This window comes from Burkholderia sp. MSMB1072, from assembly GCF_001524725.1.
Classification (GTDB): Bacteria; Pseudomonadota; Gammaproteobacteria; order Burkholderiales; family Burkholderiaceae; genus Burkholderia.
This window is the reverse complement of the sequence record NZ_LOYC01000010.1, coordinates 117,694-134,028: the sequence shown is the minus strand read 5'-3', so window position 1 is coordinate 134,028 and position 16,335 is coordinate 117,694. Positions and strand designations below refer to the sequence as shown.

The following is a 16,335-nucleotide window of genomic DNA, read 5'->3' as shown; positions in this document are numbered from 1 at the left end:
GCAAAATATACCGTGCTTGCGGGATGCACTTCGCACGGGCTCGTCGTCGGAAGGTCGGCACGCGGGCAAAAAAATCCCGACACCGCCTGCGGTCGTCGGGATCGAACGGCCCTGCAAAGCATGAGGGCACGAGGAAGGTCACACATTACATGAATGTAAGACTGTCGCGCTTTGTCGGTTTGCGCCAAGCCCCTGTTCGATTCCGCCAATCGGCCTGTTGCGCGCGGTCGTAAACGAAAAAAGCCTGCTCGCGTTTTGCGCGAGCAGGCAAGAAAACGGATCAGCATTCGAGGCACGAGGGCTGTCCAGGCAAGATAACGGCACGGCGAGCGGGAACCTTAGGCGAAAAGGAAGCATCGCGGACAAATTGATGCGGCCGTTGCCTGCGCAACGACACGGACGCGCGATACGAAGCACGCTCGGGGGCTCGTCGCCACGCCCGTCTCCACATCGGAGGTGCCGGACAAGTGGTGTTATCTATCGGTCGATATCACGCACGATCGATCGCACGCCCGATTTCGATTCCTGCCCGCCTCGCTTCGTCCGACGGTCTGATATTCGGCATCGAAGTCATATTGCCAAGGCCACTCGATTCCGTCTGTGCGAACCCGAACGTTCGCCATCCACGTGCCGCCGGGTGCCGGCCGCACGAACGCGACGATGATTTCGTAACCGTCGAATTCATCGCTATGGCATTCGATTGTCTTGCGTATAGGGTGTCCGTTTCCATGCGCTTGATGCTTTGTCGCGCAGTGCGCTTTAGCGCTATCGGTCTTTTGAAGCGCGAGGCCGAGACCCACCGGATTCGAAGGCCGATTCCGCTGTGCGTAGGAACAGTTGACAGAGCTCAGACCCTCGGCGCGATGCGGGTTTGAGCATTCGTCAATGCTATGGACGCGTACAGTGACGCTGCATGCGAAGGCAGAAAAACACACACCCGTTTCGGTATCAGATGCGGACTGCATGCTTCACGAGAAACGTCCTCCAGTACTCAATAACGGCACGGGTGAAGTCGTGCAACTGCATAGTTTTTCCATCCGAAAGCACAACGCTTATCGTGGGGTACTCGGCTTCGGCCCAATGATGGCGACCGTCATTGTCCTCATAGACATCGACGAATGTTGCGTTGTGATGCAGGACATCACGTGTCTTGGCCGATTTGACTGATTTGTTCCTCGGATCGCGAAGCACGAAATGCTTCGATATGTTCGCTATCTCATGCGCAGCAACGAGAGAGGGACTCGCGTTCCACTCATCAAAAAAAGGTTGTTTGTCTTCTCGTTGAATCTTGCCAAGGTGCTCTAGCGCATAGTCGCGCATCGCACTTGCGGTAACGCAGAAATTGAAAAAGTGATCAGCCTTATCAACGGGGTCCGTCGAACCAAATGTACGGCGAGACTCGCGCTCCAGCTTCCGATACAGATCCTCAACGGTGGTCAGTGTAGGTGCGAGTGACATCGCAGTCATTCCCAACTATTGATTTTCGGCTGTGACAATTAGCTTGTTATCTGCCGGCTCTGCTGCCATGTCGTCGGCCGGATACAGCTCGAGCATCGCGCGCTCCGCCTCGACGTTCGCCGCCCTGCCTGACTCCGCGGACTCCTCATCGAAAAGAAACAGAGCCGACCACATCGGCTCCAATCTTCGAAGCAATGTGGTGGCTTGTCAGTCCAGGGCGAAACAAAATGCCTATGCCAAACCTTACGCCGACCTCGAAGGCGATTGGTCGCCCCCTGGCTTTGGTTCAATCGCTTCGATCAATCGAGCAAGCGAATACGCCGTTCTCGGCGCGCGGCCACGCTCGCGAATCGTCCGAACCTTAAGAAGTACTCGCCACGGCTGACGCGGGATGTCGCGAGGATCAATCGGCGACGTGCCCAACTCCGGCTGCCCTTCCAGTTGGCGCATAACGTCTCTGGATACCGGACCGCTAACTGCAACAGCATGCCCGTCTATCGACGTGTGCATATCAAACCGTCTGGAATCGGGGAGCAAGAACAAATCTCCCTCGAACTGTTGCCCGGACTCTTCGATTTCCATCGCATCCGTACGTGAGCGCGCTCGACTAATCGAGGCCCGATCCAATAGAAAGTCGCGATCGGACTCGACAATACGAACGGTCGCATCTCCCTCGTCTAATCGACGGAAAAACTTTCGAAGCGAAACAAGAACTCGACTGTCCAACGCTTCGCTAGCCGCCTCAAAGTCACGCTCATCTACCGATCCAATTTGCCCCAGCAATTCTGCAACCTCGTCCACCACGTCCTTGAGTACAGTGTCGATAAGTGGAGTTTCGCCACCCGCCTCCTCGAGAACAAAGCCAAATGACCCGCGAGCTACGTCAGTAACCAGCATTTGCGCGTTTCCACGCAGAGGAATACGGCCGCGATCCCGTAGCTGGCCGAGTTCACGAGTAGCAAGGCACTTCTTGATTAATTCTTGAACCTCTTCAAGAGCGCCTCCGGCAAAATCGGCATCGATGCCATACGAACCATGCACCGGGCCACCGCCAAAAAACACAGCGAGTGACGCGTGTGTATCAGGCACGTCAGCGAGACGGGCGAGTTCATCCTCGATGTCTTGGCGCCGCGACTCGTACTGCAAGAATCCGGTCGGATCGTCTTCTAAAGTGCGCGACCCAAGCAGCCCCTGCACCGAGGTCAGATCGGCGACTAACGCGTCGCGTTTCAGCTTCTTAAGCATGCCTCCCCCTCCTAACCCAATATTCCGGCGACCACGGCATCGTTGTCGTCAGAGTCGAGTGGCACGTTAACCATTCCTTTCCAGAGAAAGGTCTCTCGCTGGTGGGAAAACAGCCCTGCCCAATATCGCACATCGTCCACCAACAAGTGCGGCGGTTTATGAAGATCGATGAAAAAAGCTTCGCAATGGAGCCTGGCCTTCAGGGCCCGCGGACTGATAAGTCCCTGATTTTGCATACACCACTGACCGAACGCGTGTGTGTCCAACAGATGTGGCGGGCGGTATGCATAGGTCACCACATCTATGTCGCCTGGCGGACGGCCCCGCGTCATCTCGACGCCCTCGGAAAAGCTCCCATCAAGCCACTGGTAGCCAGCAACGAATCCGTTCGCTCGCAGCTCTGCCCGATATGTTCTAAGGCCGCGAAGAATTTCACGGCGCTCTTCCGAGTGGCCAAAGCGCTGAACATATTCGGAGAACGCCGCAACATAAGGCGAGCACGCGGCAGGTATCGTTGGTGTGTCACCAATGAATGGTGGCAACACCATAGACGCATTAAATGCAGGTATCACTGAACTGTCACCCCGGCGTTGGTCTTTATTTTCCGCGCGTGCTCTCCGGCTTTCCGCGCACTCATCGAGCGTCAGTTGCTCTGGTATTTCAGCGGCGGATTGTAGCTCATTGCGACCAACATCAGACATGACGACAGCGAACACTGGAGATCTTTCAACTCCATGATACTGTATATATGTACAGTCGTCACGCCAATCGGTAGCTATGAATTCGAAACAGCGTCGATCCACATGTCCTCCGCCGGGTACGGCTGCAGCATTGCCCGCGCGGCCTCGACGTTCGACGTCGTCAGCCATTCCTCTCAATCGTCCGAACGCAGAATCACAACCGCCCGCTTCTCGTCTTCAGGCAGGTGCATACGCTTCATGACTTGGTGCTCGTCACCATTCCGTGATCATCGCCATCGTGTGACGCTCGGTGCGGTATTTATATACCCGAGTGCGCCAGATCCTGACATCGCACCGATCCCCACCCCGCAATCCTGTCAGGCTAATGACGTGTGCAGCGCATGCTACATTCCGCTCAGTTTTTCCTGTGAGGATTACGCATGGGTTCAGCATTCATTCGAGAAGGCGACACGACGTCACACGGCGGCCGAGTGATTGCCTGCACGTCGACTAATATCGTTTTCGGTAAGCCCCTCGCCCTCGAAGGTGACATGGTGTCGTGCCCGAAGTGCGGCGGCGTCTATCCCATCGTGGGCGTCCGGGTTCGAAGCATGACGTTCGGCGGCCGCGCCGTGGCGACCGATGGTGACAGAACGGCCTGCGGCGCACGACTGATCGCGTCACAGGGCAATGCAACGGTTGAGCCGACGTCCGGCGCGGGCGGTTCTGTCGGCGCGGGAAAAAGCGTGCACGCCCAGACCACCGCGCAAGTCGATGGTGCCTATCGTGGTCGCTTCCAGCTCGTCGACGACAAGACGCGCGCGCCCCTCGCGAACCATCCCTACACCGTCACGTCTGCCGACGGCCAAACTGTCAAGGGCACAACCGATGCGGATGGCCATACCGACTGGCTAAGCAGCCATCAGGCGGCGTCGCTCCACTTCGAAAACGGCCAGGCGAACGACGTATGACAAACGCGGCATCGGGCAGCATGGCGGCCGGCAGCGGCATGACCACCCAGGTCGGGATAACCAAGGGCAACCTGTCCCCGGAAGACCTCGCGGTGCTCTGCGATGCGCTGTGTCGATGCAAGGCGATCGGCGTTTTCAGCCGCGACGCGAAGCTCCTCCGCCAATCGTGCGTCGCGCAGCGGCTACGAGCAAAGAACCTCGCGTCGAAGGTGGCGACCGGCAAAACGACGTCTTACATTCCGGAAGTCTCGTATGACATGCGGAACGAGCCGCCAACCCCAATCATGCGCGCGTCCGACCCGTCGACCCCGCACCCGTGGATTCCAGCTTGGATTCAGAAGTACTGGCCAGGTGGCATGGATGCGTATAAGGAAGAGAGCAAGCCTTGGATTCGACGACCGGACGTCGTCATCGTGAATGACGTGTCACTTCCTCCTGTACAGTCGAATATCAAAAAGGTGGTAGAAATGAAGTTCCCACCCGACTCATTTTCGAAGACACAGGAAGCCGCGTACATGGACATCGCAGGCGACGAATCGAAGTATGCCGGCATAAGCCCGGATGATTGCGGCTGTGGTGACGCTGACGAAGAAGAGCAGCGCTCATCGGCGAAGCAGTCGCAAACGGACCTTGAGAGCATCCTCGGCGGCGGCTCCAATGCGCGCTCGGGAAGCCTGTTCCCGCCGCTCATACCCCCGTCACTCCCCCCATTCCCGGCTTTTCCCTGATACGCACCATGCCAATGACGAAGGACGAATTGATCGCGTGGGCCAATGACCCGAACCGAGTCGGGACGTTGCCATTTGGCGCGTTCGAGCCGAAGCACCAACGCGCGATCGTAGGTGCGGCCCTCGCCGTGCGCGCCGTGATCTACTTCACGGGCGGGTATACGCCGGCCAAACGCAAGGCGCTTGTCGCCTGCTACGAGCGATACAGCGATGCGCTGCAGGTCTACCAGCACGCCGCAGAACAGTCGGCCGGCCGTGAACCGTCGAAAGACTCGCCGCTCCGATGGCTGTACCAGGACGGTAAGCAACCGGTGGAGCTATCAAAGGGGCCGTCGCTCATCTCGTTGTCCACGGGCATCCCGGCAAATGCGCCGTTCACGCTGGCCGTCTCCAATGCGGCAGACAAGGACGAGGCCGGCACGATGGAATTCGCGACGTTCTGCCTCGAAGACTGGCAAGCATCGTTAAACCGAGGCATGGACGTTGTGACGTTCTCCGTGCCGCAGGCCTTCCTAACGCTCTGCCCAGGCGTGTTTGAGGCGCTCTTCGCGCAAGCCGTCGGCGAGCTCGATGCGGTCAACGGTCACGCCGGATATGCCGCGAACCTGTCTCTGCTGCAGCGGGGCCCGAACGAGGCATCGGAATATTTCTGGGCGCGCAAGTTCGGACCCGGGCTGGATGTCGGCGATCCGATGCGCCGGAACCTCCGTCGGCTCACCGATCACATCAAGACGGTGGATTGGTTGACGGCCGTCAACGCCGACCTGCTAAAGAAACTGGGGGGAGCGGACAAACTAGGCCTACCGCCGGACTGGTTCCGCAAGCAGCCCTACAACAACGGAGGCTTGATCATTCAGGCAGGCGTCGCGCCGCAGACGGGAATTGCCGGCGAGCCGGGTCACCCTCCCGAGCCTCCGGCCGCGTACGTGCTGCTGAATAATGCAATGCGACCGATCATTGCCGACGAGATCGGTACCCTGCAGACTGGAACCGCGACGAACACAGCGCCGCTGTTGAATTCTCAAGTTGCGACCGAAGCTTGGCTACGTCGGCTCGACGTCGAGCCAGACCGCATCAACGGCTACTGGGTCGAACTACACAAGACGCCGAAGCTGCCGACATCAATGTGAGCGCATGAACGGCCGCCCCACGATCATTTCGTCAGCCGGATAAGGCTGCACCATCGCGCGTGCTGCCTCGACATTCGCCACCGATTGCCCGCGGTGCACCGGATTTGAAGGCTGATTCGCATAACGCTCAGCGTGTGCAGCAATCGTCAGATGGTTGCCCACGAGTTCAAGCGGGCGGCATTCACCGGCTACCTTCGAAATAATGCCAATCCACACCCAGCGCTACCCTAGCCAGAAAGCTACGCCAAAACTTACGCCTTGCTGCACACCCCAAAACCCAAGCACCGCTGTAGGACGCGGTTGTATCGGCTTATACTTCACTGATTCCCATGATACGGCACTCAAGTGAGACCGCAGTTGAACGGAATCTCCAACAAGGCCGACAATTTCGGCGCGCGGACATACGTATGAATTTTGCAAGACTGGCAGTACACGACTGGCACGCAATGGGGAATGTCGATCTCGACCTCTCCAACCGCACGACCATTATCACTGGTGCGAATGGCAGCGGGAAGACTTCCCTGCTACGAATCCTGGCGATGCACGCGAAATGGGTTGCCGTCGACTACAAGATTCCTGACCCCGCCCCGGGCGAGTCGGCAGCGGCCAAGCTTCTTGCAGATACGGACTATCTCCGTGTTGGCACGCTGGAGTACTCCAACGAACACGGGCAAAAAGACTCGACGTCCATTCTCTCCAGCTCGCCAGGCTATATTAGAGGGCATCTGGCACTGCAAGCATCAAAACCCGTTCCCAGTATCTTTGTTTCCTCGACTAGATCGTCCTTTGCGTACCAGCCAGTAGACGCCACCACGATCAGCCCCCAACCAGACCTGACCCCTGCAGTCGCGTTGGAGGATGCCCGTGCGTCGCAGCAACGCGATCTCAATGGAAGCCCGGCCTCGATGGCTGGCGCTATGAAAAAAACTTTGTTCCGATGGATGGTAGGCGCATATGGCATCAAATCCGGAGATCGTTTTTTGCTACGCCCACTTGAACAGTACAGAGTTTACTTCGAGGGTTTCGAGGCAGCGTTAAAGAAAGCACTTCCAGAGCAATTCAAGTTCGCGAATATCGAAATTGCTCAGAATGGGGAAGTAGTATTCGCCTGCAAAGACGGGATTGAAAGATTTATCGTCGAAGGGGCCTCAGGTGGATTTTCGTCTCTAATTGAGACAATCTGGATGCTCTACCTGCTTGACTTGAACGTGGCGAAAGGCGAAGAGTATACCGCCATAATTGATGAGCTAGAAAATCACCTCCACCCAAGCGTACAACGAACAATCTTGCCGTGCTTGATTGACGCATTTCCGCGAGCACGCTTCATTGTTAGCACACATAGCCCCCTTGTTGTGTCATCAGTTCCTGATGCATACGTCTACGCGTTACGACCGGACGATACTGGAACTATCCATTCGGTCCGATTGGACTTCAAGGAAAAGGCGAGAACTGCCGCGCAAATCCTTGATGAGGTGCTGGGCGTATCGGTTACTCTTCCCGTATGGGCAGAAGATGAATTGAAAGAATTGGTGTCGAAGTATGCCAACCAGCCAGCGACGGCAAACATTTTCGACAACTTGCGAGATGATCTGCGCGCTCGCGGCTTGGAAGCATTGGCCCCCGAGGCAATTCAAGGGGTACTGCAAAAAAATGATTAAGCTTACTCGGCCTGAGTGCCCGTACCCAAAGGCACTAGAAGACAAGAACTACAAGCATGCGAGAAACAAAGAGGCTTTATTGGCCGGCACGCACTCAAAGTGTATGTATTGCGAAAGCAAGATTCTTGCAATTGATTTTGGCGATGTAGAGCACATCAAACCGAAGGCTGAGGAAAAGTTCCCGGAACTCGAATTTGCTTGGGAAAATCTCGGAATCGCGTGTAGCAGGTGCAACAATAAAAAGAGCGACAATTACGACATTGGCACTCCGTACATCAACCCATATGAAGAGAATCCAGCAGATTTCCTAGTAGCCGAATACAATTGGATATTTGCACGCCGGCAAAATGAACGCGGCCATTTGACGATCGAGGATATCGGGTTAAATCGCCCTGAGTTATTAGAGCAGCGCAAGACGTTGCTTGATCGAATAATGCAGGTTATTCGTGCAGCAGACAGCACGTCTAACGATCAACTTCGCATCGCCGCTCTTGCCTCACTCGCCGAAGAGGCTGCTGCGTCGAAAGAGTACTCAATGGTAGTTGCCGCTCGCCTCGCAGCTCACGGCGCAACCTGATCGTTATGGCGACTGACAGCAAGATTCGTTAGTCTGGTCCCTGTCGGGGGGACCAGTGACACCCCATCCCAGCCTTATACAGCAAGCCTCGTCGGCGAATTTGGCGTAACGCCGAATCACTTGGCCTCCGCGTACATTTCGTCCGCCGGGTAGAGTTGCAGCATCGCGCGCGCGGCTTCGACGTTCGTGGTCGTCAGCCACTCTTCCCAGTCGTCCGGCCGGAGAATCACGACTGATCGCTTTTCTTCCCCCGGCTTGTGCATGCGCGACATTAGCAGGTGCCCGTCGGCGTTGACGGTAATCATCGACATCACGTGTCGCTCTGCGCCGTCCGGATTCGTCAGCGTGCGCCAAATACCGGCGACGCACATTGTCGGGCGATCGACCACGCCGATTTGCTGCCACACGCACGGCCCGAGCACCCAGTCTCCATTCGCTTCCTGGCGCGCGTCTGGATAGGACGGCTCGAGACGGTTCGGGCTGGAATCAGGCAACGCCGGCCGGCGCGCCAAGCGGGCCCGTACAGCGGCGACTTCCCAAGGTTGTCGTCGCGGACGTTCATCGTGGTGCGCGTGAACGGCGGCTTGCATACATGCCATGCGATTCTTTACAGGGTTGCACCAGCCCTCTGATGCGCGGCATTTCGATGCCGCGTTCATCAGCGTGAACCGCCTGCGCACGCGCAAGTCGGCGTTTGCGGTTGGCGACTGGATCATGGACAGTGGGGCGTTCTCCACGATCCTGACCCACGGCGGTTACCCGGAACACGTCAGCAAGTACGCGGAACACATTAAGCGCTGGTCGACAAACGGAAATCTTTTGGCCGCCGTAGCGCAGGACTACATGTGCGAGGCGCACATGCTCAGATCACCGGCATGACGATCGAGCAGCACCAGCAGCTCACGATCGATCGATACGACATGTTGATGCATTGCGATGTCGGCGGCGTCTACATCCAGCCGGTACTCCAGGGCTACTCTCCCCAGGACTACGTGCAACACGTCACGACGTACGGCGAGCGCCTCAGACACGGCGCATGGGTAGGCGTCGGTTCCGTGTGCAAGCGCAACGGCGATCCACGCGCGATCGAACGCGTGCTAATGCAATCAAGACGGCGCGGCCCGACCTTCAACTGCACGGCTTTGGGTTGAAATCGACGGCTCTGTCGTCGTGGATCGTACGCGAGTTGCTGCACACTGCTGATTCATTGGCTTGGAGCTTCGCCGCCCGCAAGCAGGGCCGCAATGCAAATGACTGGCGCGAAGCCAAAGCCTGGACTGACAGGATAAACTGCTGCTCCGAACCGATACAGCGCGCTCTCTTTACCGCCGAGGAATTATGCACGTCTTGATCTATATCACGGCGGTTGCAGTTGCGAACCTAGCCGTCGCCCATTTTGGGCCTGCGGCTACGCCAATCATTGCGTTTCTGCTCATCGGACTTGATCTCGCGATTCGAGATCGCCTGCACCTAGACTGGCGCGGCCGCGCCCTATGGACGCGGATGTTTGCCTTGATAGCGGTAGCCGGCCTGGTCAGCTATGTGCTCAACCCCTCGTCCAAGGAGATCGCATTTGCCTCGCTTGCCGCGTTCAGTGCCGCGGCAGTAGCAAGCGCAATTGTGTTTCAGATTGCGCGTCACGTTCCGATCCTTACACGGGCGAATGGTGCAAACGTCGCCGGTGCAGCAGTCGATTCCATCATCTTTCCACTTATTGCATTTGGGGCGATTTTCCCAATGATTGCAACACTGCAATTCGTCGCGAAAGTGGCCGGCGGCGCCTTATGGTCATGGATCGTCTTTCGTAAGGCTCGAACTACCTGAAAACCGCCGGGAAACATGGCGCGGCAGTAATATTTCGTCAAGTGAAGTCGAAGAAGTCCGCTAGCAGCAAACCGTTCTTGTTACGTTTCCGCACGTCGATCCGAATCACCTCAACTCCATCGATGCCGAGCAGATCGGAAGACAGGTCTCTATTTCCATCCCACTCTAGCTCATTGGTTCCTTGATGATTCGGGGAAAGCAGAGCGACTCGGACGCGCTCCGGCTGGAAAAAATTGACGAACGCATCAATCGCAGTGACGGCATCAGGCATTCTCTTATACGCAGCGGGATGCAGCGGCCCAGCAAAGTTCCACCGTCCCGGACCTCCCATCTTCTCATTGCACTTGCCCAAAAAGTGATCGAGATTCTCATCTGCTTCGTGCGGAGAAGTCAGTCGTAGATAGAGGCGTCGCTCGTTGCCGAGGTAGTAATCGTCGTTTAGTTTCAGCTCATCGGGGATCTTCCCCTGTCGACCAAGTCTGTGATCGAGGAATAGAGAGCGGAGCGTCGTACTCTTTCCGTGATTCCTGGGCGCAATCACGAACAGCGCCCGCTCCAGATAGATCGTTGAACCCACTTGTTTCCTCACGTCGTTCCCCGTTGTTGTTGATTTGCTGATGATACAGCGGCTTCCGCGCTCAACGACGAGCACAGAACAATCCCGCCCGGCAATTCAGTGCCGGCGCATTCCCAAACCACTTTGAATCCATTGCGTCGGATGTAGCGCTCTCACCATGAGCAGTTCGTTAGGCGCCCGCTTCATTTCACATAAAGAGCGTGATGAACACCAAGCCAAGACTCCTTGTGAGCTTCAGCGGTGGCCGGACGTCTGCATACATGTCCCGCCTGTTGAAGCAAGCATACGCCGATCAATACGAGCTCCTGTTCATCTTTGCGAACACGGGCGAGGAACACGAAAACACGCTCCGTTTCGTTGATCAATGTGACAAGGAATTCGGCCTCAACATCGTATGGGTCGAGGTGGACGTGATTCATGGCCAGCGCAAAGCGACGAGTTTCCGCGTAGTGTCGTTCGAAGGCGCGTCACGTTCCGGCGAACCGTTCGAGCAGATGATCCGGAAGTACGGAATCCCGAATCGGAACTTCCCACATTGCACGCGCGAACTGAAGCTGCGTCCCATCTACGCTTATGCGGAATCGATTGGATGGAAGCGTGGCACGTATGACGTGGCCATTGGGATTCGTGCAGACGAACAGAGGCGCGTCAGTCCGCGCGCTGAGAAAGACCAAATCGTCTACCCACTCATTCACTGGCAGCCCGTCGACAAACAGGACATCAACGAATGGTGGGCCGATCAGGCGTTCAACCTCGACTTAATCGAGCGCCTAGGCAACTGCAAGTGGTGTTGGAAAAAATCTGATCGGAAGCACTTTGCAAACATCGACGACTGCCCCGAAGTTTACGATTTCCCTCGCCGGATGGAACAGCAATATCCGTTCGCTGGAGCCGGATCGACCGGCGAACGAAAAGTGTTCTTTCGCCTTGGACGGTCAACCGATCAACTCTTTGCCGCCCGCCTGGCTGCCGAAGGCTTCCGCGTACTTCCCGAAGACACCGATTCAGATGGTGGTTGCTCGGAAAGTTGCGAAGCATTCAGCGCAGGACAGTTGCAACTGTTCGACTTCACCGAAATTCCAGCCTGACCATCTGAGGACCACACTATGACCACCGGAAAAATTCTCCGACCGATTCCCGTCATTCACGACAAGGACGGCTATTTCATGCACCCGGACCTGCGCCATTTCTGGCAAGTCACGATGGACGGCGCCGAGCAGTGCACGAAAGAACAATGAGCCGAGCTCGAAGTCCAGGCCGGCATCAAGACGTCGTACCACCACCTCGAAAGTGAGAACGAAGACCATTTGGCCTACGTCGCGTACTTCGAGCGCAGTGAAGGTGTGTCGCTGTGGAACCCCGAACCAGACACGGGTTGGTGGCTGATCGAGATCGGCGACAGCGAAGACGGGCCGTACGCAGTGTATGCCACGAACGCATAAGGACCAGCATGACGACCACCCAAAACGAAAAGAGCCCGGCCCCCGAACTTGCGAGCGAGGCAGCGGATAGTGGTGCTCACGCTACCCGCGAAGGCATTGTCAACACACGTGTCGACCTCCGCAGTGAGACGAGTTCGAAAATGACCTGCACAGGTGCGCTGCAGGTGGGTGTTCTGCGCGTACCGATTCATGCCGCGCGCCAGCGTCCTTCTCGCCGCACCTCCTGAGCTGAACGCCACTGCCCCGACTGACTGAACTGAATTCAACTAGACGCCAGTTCGTAACAATCTCTCGCGTAATCAATTACGTTTGTTACCGCTTGGCCGAAAATCAGAGTAAACGCCACAGCGTCTGGCCCTTCTCGCACCTCGCCCGGAATAGCGTTCCAATTGCGATCGAATTCGTCCCGTGGATGCGCAACGATCTTTACCTGACGCTGAGCGCGAGTGATCGAATATCGATTCAGCAGACCCAACACAATCTGATGCAGCTCGTCCGCCGATTTCGGTTCTTTAACTTTCATTCCACTTCACCAAAAACAAGTTGACCACTTCGAAGGCCTCAGTCCATCTGAGATGCCCGCATTCAACCGTAGCGGCTCAGCCGCTCCTGCGAGAAATTCTTCGTATACGCGACGGCCTCGGCCTCCGTGTCGAACTCGCCGAGCGAGCGAAACGCGGCCTCCCGGCTGAACCCCAACTTCGTCACCTCGACCTGAGCGGCAAACCTGCCGTCCTCAGTCACGCGCGGCTCACAGTTCATCTCGTACCCGCGCATCACAAATATCTTCAGCATTGGTTCAACGCTTTTTTTGAGACAGAGGGATCGTAGCATGGTCGACTCACCTACTCTGATTGCACCGGCCGCCTACGTCACCGTGGCGCTCGCCGCCGTGATCACCGGCCTGACCGAGAAGGCTATCCGCCGAAAAATCGAGGACGGAAAGTGGCTCGAAGGTCGAGAGTACCGGCGCTCGCCTGACGGCGGCATTTTCATTTCCATCAAAGGGTATCAACTATGGGTAGAGCAAGCGGCGGCGTAGAAATTCGCACGTCATCCATCCGCCTGAACTTCACACTCGACGGCAAAAGAGAGCGGCAAACGCTGATGCTGAACGGCAAACCGATGCCGCCCACTCCAGCAAACGTCAAATACGCCCACCGCCTGATTGCCGAGATCGTCGATCGGATCAGGCTTGGAACCTTCAGTTTGGTCGAATATTTTCCGACCTCTGGAGCACCCAGCACACTGACTGTCGGCGGCTGGCTCGACACCTGGCTCGCCGCCCAGCGAATCGAATCGTCGACGAAAGACGGATACGAGAGTGCCATCCGATTCTGGAAGGCCGCAGCGTGCGATAAGAATCAGAATCCGCTCGGACCGACTCCCCTCCGCAGATTGAAGTTGAGCCACATATTGACTGCCATTGCGGGCCGGCCTGACCTGAGCGGCAAAACGGTCAACAATTACGTGTCGGTGATGAGAAAGGCGCTTGACTTGGCCGTCTCCGACAACGTGTTGACCGACAATCCCGCGGCAAATGTGCCTCGCGCGAAACACCAAAAGCCCTCTCCGGATCCGTTTTCCCGCGACGAGTCTGAAAAAATCATCGATGAGGCCGAGCGCGCCCATGCCGGACAGGTCCACAACCTCATCGAGTTCTGGTTCTGGACCGGCCTTCGGACATCGGAGATATTTGGCCTGCAGTGGCTAAATGTGGATTTGCAGAACGCGACCATCCTGGTCGCCGAAGCGCTAGTCCGCGGCGAGCACAAGGATCGAACCAAAACAGCAGTCGCGCGCACGGTTCGCCTGAACAGCCGGGCACTAGCCGCATTGACACGTCAGCGCTCATTCACCCAAATAGCTGGCGCCGCGATCTTTCATGATCCGCGGTACAGCACCCGGTGGGAGGACGAGCGTGCATTCCGACGAAGCTTCTGGACACCGATTCTGAAACGACTCGGAATTCGCTACCGGCGGCCGTACAACATGCGGCATAGCTACGCGACGGCAATGCTGATGGCCGGAATGACCCCAGCCTTTTGCGCGAAACAGCTCGGGCACAGCATCGAGATGTTCCTGACAACGTACGCGAAATGGATGGATGGCGAGCAGAACGCTCTAGAGATGGCGAGGCTCGAATCGACGTTATTGTCCCCGAGTTGTCCCCCGCAAAGCAAAACAGGCGCCTAAGCGCCTGTTTTGTTAATGCATTCGTTGGGGTGGCTGATGGGACTCGAACCCACGACGACAGGAATCACAATCCTGGACTCTACCAACTGAGCTACAGCCACCACTGATACTGCTTGCTTCGTTTCGCTGTTTTGTTTCAGCAGCGAAGAACAAGATTATACGAACACTTTTGAATCTTGCAAAGCCTTTTTTTCAAAAATTTCTTCGGCTTCGTTCAGATGCGCGCGTGCCTCGTCGAACACGGCCAGATCGCCGCGCGCGAGCTTCTTGTTGTCGGATAGCACGCGACGCCAGCCACGCGCGCCCGGCATGCCACGATACAGCCCGAGTGCGTGCCGCACGATCGCGCCGAGGTAGGTGCCGCGCTTCAGCTCGGCCGCGCAATACGCGATCAGTTGCGCCTCGGCCTCTTCGCGCGTCGGCACCGCTGCGCTCGATCCGTAGAAGCGCGCATCGACCTCCGCCAGCACGTACGGGTTGTGATATGCCTCGCGGCCGAGCATCACGCCATCGACGTGCTCGAGATGCTGCTCGACTTCATCGAGCGTCGTGATGCCGCCGTTGATCACGATCTCCAGCGACGGAAAATCGCGCTTCAACCGATACGCATAGTCATACTTGAGCGGCGGGATCTCGCGATTCTCCTTCGGCGACAACCCCTTCAGGATCGCGTTGCGGGCGTGCACGACGAACGTCTCGCAACCGGCCTCGGCCACCGTACCGACGAAGTCGCGCACGAATGCGTAGTCCTCGACCGCATCGACACCGATCCGGTGCTTGACCGTCACCGGCACCGACACCGCATCGCGCATCGCCTTCACGCAGTCGGCGACGAGTTGCGGCTCGTTCATCAGGCATGCGCCGAACGCGCCGCGCTGCACGCGCTCGGACGGACACCCGCAATTCAGGTTGATTTCGTCGTAGCCCCACTGCTCGCCGAGCTTCGCCGCGCGCGCGAGATCGTCCCGCTCGCTGCCGCCCAGTTGCAGCGCGATCGGCGATTCGCTCGGCGTGAACGCAAGATGCCGCTGGGCGTCGCCGAACAGCAACGCGCCCGTCGTGATCATCTCCGTATACAGCCACGTGTTGCGCGTCAGCGTGCGGTGAAACGACCGGCAATGACGGTCGGTCCAGTCGAGCATCGGCGCGACGGATACACGGCGGGGAGGAAGCGAGGACGGAACGGACATGGAATCGGGTACAGGCCAGACGGCGCGGAAACAACCGGATATTTTACCGCAATACTGGCCGCCCCCGCCCGACGCGTGCGCTAGCCGTCGCCCAGTTCCGCATCGACCGCCCGGCGTGCCTCGTCGAGCACGCATTCGATCACGCGCCGCTCGGTCAACAGCATCCCGTCGACCTTGACCGGCCGCCAGTCGATCCGCACGGCCTCGCCTTGCAGCACGCGATAGTGCGCATGCTCGCCGTCCCAGACCTGCTCGGTCTTCACCTCGATCTCGAAACCGCGGTACGGCTCGCTGAAATCGCCGAGGTCGCTGCCTCTCGGTTCCATCGCACGCTCCGTGACGACGCCGCGCGAGGCCGCCTGAGCGGCCGGCGCCGCGCGCTCAATCGTATTCGTCGGACAAGAAAGACCGGCCATCGGCCGTCAGATCGACCCGGTCGGCCGTCGCCAGATAGATCAGCCCGTCGTTCAGCAACGCATGGACGACGCCGTCGAATGCGGCGGGAACCGGCCGGCTGTCGCCGAACTGGTCGATCCATTTCAGCGCCTCGATGGCTTCGGGGGAAAGGATGGGGGTCATGCGTTCGCCTCCGGCATCGGTGTCGTTCCATCCTAGCACTTCGTCCGGGAGTCGAATACCGAGGCAAACGCGCTGCGCGG

At 57.7% G+C, this 16,335-nt stretch carries 23 protein-coding genes, 1 tRNA gene and 1 pseudogene; 13 read left to right on the top strand and 12 right to left on the bottom strand.

Features of this window, described 5'->3' with window-relative positions; all coding sequences use genetic code 11:
* Positions 1–948: 948 nt before the first annotated feature.
* The 3 genes from WS89_RS05730 to WS89_RS31865 all read right to left on the bottom strand — a co-directional run bounded on the left by WS89_RS05730 (position 949) and on the right by WS89_RS31865 (position 3,572).
* Positions 949–1,458 (bottom strand): hypothetical protein, encoded by a 510-nt coding sequence (locus WS89_RS05730; protein ID WP_156440250.1) that lies wholly within the window; start codon positions 1,456–1,458, stop codon positions 949–951.
* Positions 1,459–1,701: 243 nt separating this feature from the next.
* The gene (locus WS89_RS05725; protein ID WP_059789808.1) at positions 1,702–2,703 is read right to left on the bottom strand and encodes a hypothetical protein; all 1,002 of its coding nucleotides are present in this window, start codon (positions 2,701–2,703) and stop codon (positions 1,702–1,704) included.
* Between the two features lie 11 nt (positions 2,704–2,714).
* Entirely contained in the window at positions 2,715–3,572 is an 858-nt protein-coding gene (locus WS89_RS31865) for a DUF6932 family protein (protein WP_218919443.1), read from the bottom strand.
* A gap of 251 nt (positions 3,573–3,823) precedes the next feature.
* Between WS89_RS31865 and WS89_RS05720 the strand changes: the two genes are divergently transcribed.
* From WS89_RS05720 to WS89_RS05710, 3 genes are read left to right on the top strand one after another with little or no spacing between them, the layout of a single operon-like run.
* Positions 3,824–4,354, top strand: a complete 531-nt coding sequence (locus WS89_RS05720) for a PAAR domain-containing protein (RefSeq protein WP_059789807.1) — start codon at positions 3,824–3,826, stop codon at positions 4,352–4,354.
* Complete coding sequence (locus WS89_RS05715; protein WP_059789806.1) at positions 4,351–5,082, top strand: VRR-NUC domain-containing protein; 732 nt, start codon at positions 4,351–4,353, stop codon at positions 5,080–5,082. The genes WS89_RS05720 and WS89_RS05715 overlap by 4 nt, the downstream gene beginning before the upstream one ends.
* 14 nt (positions 5,083–5,096) lie before the next feature.
* Positions 5,097–6,212 (top strand): type VI immunity family protein, encoded by a 1,116-nt coding sequence (locus tag WS89_RS05710; RefSeq protein ID WP_059789805.1) that lies wholly within the window; start codon positions 5,097–5,099, stop codon positions 6,210–6,212.
* Here WS89_RS05710 and WS89_RS33610 read toward each other — a convergent pair.
* Entirely contained in the window at positions 6,204–6,428 is a 225-nt protein-coding gene (locus tag WS89_RS33610; RefSeq protein ID WP_156440248.1) for a hypothetical protein, read from the bottom strand. The two genes, WS89_RS05710 and WS89_RS33610, sit on opposite strands and share 9 nt — an antisense overlap.
* A gap of 191 nt (positions 6,429–6,619) precedes the next feature.
* Here WS89_RS33610 and WS89_RS31855 point away from each other — a divergent pair, with 191 nt between their 5' ends.
* Positions 6,620–7,870 (top strand): AAA family ATPase, encoded by a 1,251-nt coding sequence (locus WS89_RS31855; RefSeq protein WP_179949775.1) that lies wholly within the window; start codon positions 6,620–6,622, stop codon positions 7,868–7,870.
* Positions 7,863–8,447 carry an HNH endonuclease gene (locus tag WS89_RS31850; RefSeq protein WP_082741801.1) on the top strand — a complete coding sequence of 195 codons (585 nt, stop codon included), beginning with the start codon at positions 7,863–7,865 and terminating at the stop codon, positions 8,445–8,447. The genes WS89_RS31855 and WS89_RS31850 overlap by 8 nt, the downstream gene beginning before the upstream one ends.
* Positions 8,448–8,563: 116 nt before the next feature.
* Here WS89_RS31850 and WS89_RS31845 read toward each other — a convergent pair.
* Positions 8,564–9,030, bottom strand: a pseudogene (locus WS89_RS31845) (SOS response-associated peptidase family protein); the annotation flags it as partial.
* 14 nt (positions 9,031–9,044) lie between these two features.
* Between WS89_RS31845 and WS89_RS05700 the strand changes: the two are divergent.
* From WS89_RS05700 to WS89_RS05690, 4 genes are read left to right on the top strand one after another with little or no spacing between them, the layout of a single operon-like run.
* Positions 9,045–9,326, top strand: coding sequence for a deazapurine DNA modification protein DpdA family protein (locus tag WS89_RS05700; RefSeq protein ID WP_059789804.1), 282 nt, complete (start codon positions 9,045–9,047; stop codon positions 9,324–9,326).
* Positions 9,323–9,598: a hypothetical protein gene (locus WS89_RS05695; protein WP_059789803.1), complete on the top strand. Its 276-nt coding sequence runs from the start codon at positions 9,323–9,325 to the stop codon at positions 9,596–9,598. The genes WS89_RS05700 and WS89_RS05695 overlap by 4 nt, the downstream gene beginning before the upstream one ends.
* Positions 9,484–9,798: a deazapurine DNA modification protein DpdA family protein gene (locus tag WS89_RS34980; protein WP_441294212.1), complete on the top strand. Its 315-nt coding sequence runs from the start codon at positions 9,484–9,486 to the stop codon at positions 9,796–9,798. Before WS89_RS05695 ends, WS89_RS34980 begins: the two co-directional genes overlap by 115 nt.
* Complete coding sequence (locus WS89_RS05690; protein WP_059789802.1) at positions 9,786–10,271, top strand: VUT family protein; 486 nt, start codon at positions 9,786–9,788, stop codon at positions 10,269–10,271. The genes WS89_RS34980 and WS89_RS05690 overlap by 13 nt, the downstream gene beginning before the upstream one ends.
* Before the next feature lie 37 nt (positions 10,272–10,308).
* Here WS89_RS05690 and WS89_RS33605 read toward each other — a convergent pair whose 3' ends face one another.
* Positions 10,309–10,848: a hypothetical protein gene (locus WS89_RS33605; RefSeq protein ID WP_060354806.1), complete on the bottom strand. Its 540-nt coding sequence runs from the start codon at positions 10,846–10,848 to the stop codon at positions 10,309–10,311.
* A 203-nt stretch (positions 10,849–11,051) separates the two neighbouring features.
* On the opposite strand from WS89_RS33605, the gene WS89_RS05680 reads away from it, so the two are divergent.
* Positions 11,052–11,936, top strand: a complete 885-nt coding sequence (locus tag WS89_RS05680) for a phosphoadenosine phosphosulfate reductase domain-containing protein (RefSeq protein ID WP_059789800.1) — start codon at positions 11,052–11,054, stop codon at positions 11,934–11,936.
* Between the two features lie 18 nt (positions 11,937–11,954).
* Positions 11,955–12,086 carry a hypothetical protein gene (locus tag WS89_RS34540; RefSeq protein ID WP_257128132.1) on the top strand — a complete coding sequence of 44 codons (132 nt, stop codon included), beginning with the start codon at positions 11,955–11,957 and terminating at the stop codon, positions 12,084–12,086.
* A gap of 466 nt (positions 12,087–12,552) precedes the next feature.
* Here the strand turns inward: WS89_RS34540 and WS89_RS33600 are convergent, their stop codons facing one another.
* Both WS89_RS33600 and WS89_RS05670 read right to left on the bottom strand, forming a co-directional pair.
* Complete coding sequence (locus WS89_RS33600; protein ID WP_156440330.1) at positions 12,553–12,813, bottom strand: hypothetical protein; 261 nt, start codon at positions 12,811–12,813, stop codon at positions 12,553–12,555.
* Between the two features lie 62 nt (positions 12,814–12,875).
* A complete protein-coding gene (locus WS89_RS05670; protein WP_059789799.1) occupies positions 12,876–13,085 on the bottom strand; it encodes a hypothetical protein in 210 nt (69 codons plus the stop codon).
* Positions 13,086–13,122: 37 nt separating this feature from the next.
* Here WS89_RS05670 and WS89_RS05665 point away from each other — a divergent pair, with 37 nt between their 5' ends.
* Complete coding sequence (locus WS89_RS05665) at positions 13,123–13,332, top strand: hypothetical protein (RefSeq protein ID WP_059789798.1); 210 nt, start codon at positions 13,123–13,125, stop codon at positions 13,330–13,332.
* Positions 13,308–14,486 carry a site-specific integrase gene (locus tag WS89_RS05660; protein WP_059789797.1) on the top strand — a complete coding sequence of 393 codons (1,179 nt, stop codon included), beginning with the start codon at positions 13,308–13,310 and terminating at the stop codon, positions 14,484–14,486. Before WS89_RS05665 ends, WS89_RS05660 begins: the two co-directional genes overlap by 25 nt.
* A gap of 25 nt (positions 14,487–14,511) precedes the next feature.
* Here WS89_RS05660 and WS89_RS05655 read toward each other — a convergent pair.
* From WS89_RS05655 to WS89_RS05640, 4 genes are all read right to left on the bottom strand, one after another.
* Positions 14,512–14,587, bottom strand: a tRNA-His gene (locus WS89_RS05655).
* A gap of 54 nt (positions 14,588–14,641) precedes the next feature.
* Positions 14,642–15,628 carry a tRNA dihydrouridine(20/20a) synthase DusA gene (dusA, locus tag WS89_RS05650; protein WP_059785570.1) on the bottom strand — a complete coding sequence of 329 codons (987 nt, stop codon included), beginning with the start codon at positions 15,626–15,628 and terminating at the stop codon, positions 14,642–14,644.
* A 128-nt stretch (positions 15,629–15,756) separates the two neighbouring features.
* The gene (locus WS89_RS05645; protein ID WP_059789796.1) at positions 15,757–16,002 is read right to left on the bottom strand and encodes a hypothetical protein; all 246 of its coding nucleotides are present in this window, start codon (positions 16,000–16,002) and stop codon (positions 15,757–15,759) included.
* A gap of 55 nt (positions 16,003–16,057) precedes the next feature.
* Positions 16,058–16,255: a hypothetical protein gene (locus WS89_RS05640; RefSeq protein ID WP_059499097.1), complete on the bottom strand. Its 198-nt coding sequence runs from the start codon at positions 16,253–16,255 to the stop codon at positions 16,058–16,060.
* Positions 16,256–16,335: the final 80 nt, after the last annotated feature.

Bases quoted from the DNA above. Each gene is read 5' to 3' on its own strand.
- WS89_RS05730 (WP_156440250.1), bottom strand. From the start codon at position 1,458: ATGTCACTCGCACCTACACTGACCACCGTTGAGGATCTGTATCGGAAG.
- WS89_RS05725 (WP_059789808.1), bottom strand. From the start codon at position 2,703: ATGCTTAAGAAGCTGAAACGCGACGCGTTAGTCGCCGATCTGACCTCG.
- WS89_RS31865 (WP_218919443.1), bottom strand. From the start codon at position 3,572: ATGGCTGACGACGTCGAACGTCGAGGCCGCGCGGGCAATGCTGCAGCC.
- WS89_RS05720 (WP_059789807.1), top strand. From the start codon at position 3,824: ATGGGTTCAGCATTCATTCGAGAAGGCGACACGACGTCACACGGCGGC.
- WS89_RS05715 (WP_059789806.1), top strand. From the start codon at position 4,351: ATGACAAACGCGGCATCGGGCAGCATGGCGGCCGGCAGCGGCATGACC.
- WS89_RS05710 (WP_059789805.1), top strand. From the start codon at position 5,097: ATGACGAAGGACGAATTGATCGCGTGGGCCAATGACCCGAACCGAGTC.
- WS89_RS31855 (WP_179949775.1), top strand. From the start codon at position 6,620: ATGAATTTTGCAAGACTGGCAGTACACGACTGGCACGCAATGGGGAAT.
- WS89_RS31850 (WP_082741801.1), top strand. From the start codon at position 7,863: ATGATTAAGCTTACTCGGCCTGAGTGCCCGTACCCAAAGGCACTAGAA.
- WS89_RS05700 (WP_059789804.1), top strand. From the start codon at position 9,045: ATGCGATTCTTTACAGGGTTGCACCAGCCCTCTGATGCGCGGCATTTC.
- WS89_RS05695 (WP_059789803.1), top strand. From the start codon at position 9,323: ATGACGATCGAGCAGCACCAGCAGCTCACGATCGATCGATACGACATG.
- WS89_RS34980 (WP_441294212.1), top strand. From the start codon at position 9,484: ATGGGTAGGCGTCGGTTCCGTGTGCAAGCGCAACGGCGATCCACGCGC.
- WS89_RS05690 (WP_059789802.1), top strand. From the start codon at position 9,786: ATGCACGTCTTGATCTATATCACGGCGGTTGCAGTTGCGAACCTAGCC.
- WS89_RS05680 (WP_059789800.1), top strand. From the start codon at position 11,052: ATGAACACCAAGCCAAGACTCCTTGTGAGCTTCAGCGGTGGCCGGACG.
- WS89_RS34540 (WP_257128132.1), top strand. From the start codon at position 11,955: ATGACCACCGGAAAAATTCTCCGACCGATTCCCGTCATTCACGACAAG.
- WS89_RS33600 (WP_156440330.1), bottom strand. From the start codon at position 12,813: ATGAAAGTTAAAGAACCGAAATCGGCGGACGAGCTGCATCAGATTGTG.
- WS89_RS05670 (WP_059789799.1), bottom strand. From the start codon at position 13,085: ATGCTGAAGATATTTGTGATGCGCGGGTACGAGATGAACTGTGAGCCG.
- WS89_RS05665 (WP_059789798.1), top strand. From the start codon at position 13,123: ATGGTCGACTCACCTACTCTGATTGCACCGGCCGCCTACGTCACCGTG.
- WS89_RS05660 (WP_059789797.1), top strand. From the start codon at position 13,308: ATGGGTAGAGCAAGCGGCGGCGTAGAAATTCGCACGTCATCCATCCGC.
- dusA (WP_059785570.1), bottom strand. From the start codon at position 15,628: ATGCTCGACTGGACCGACCGTCATTGCCGGTCGTTTCACCGCACGCTG.
- WS89_RS05645 (WP_059789796.1), bottom strand. From the start codon at position 16,002: ATGGAACCGAGAGGCAGCGACCTCGGCGATTTCAGCGAGCCGTACCGC.
- WS89_RS05640 (WP_059499097.1), bottom strand. From the start codon at position 16,255: ATGACCCCCATCCTTTCCCCCGAAGCCATCGAGGCGCTGAAATGGATC.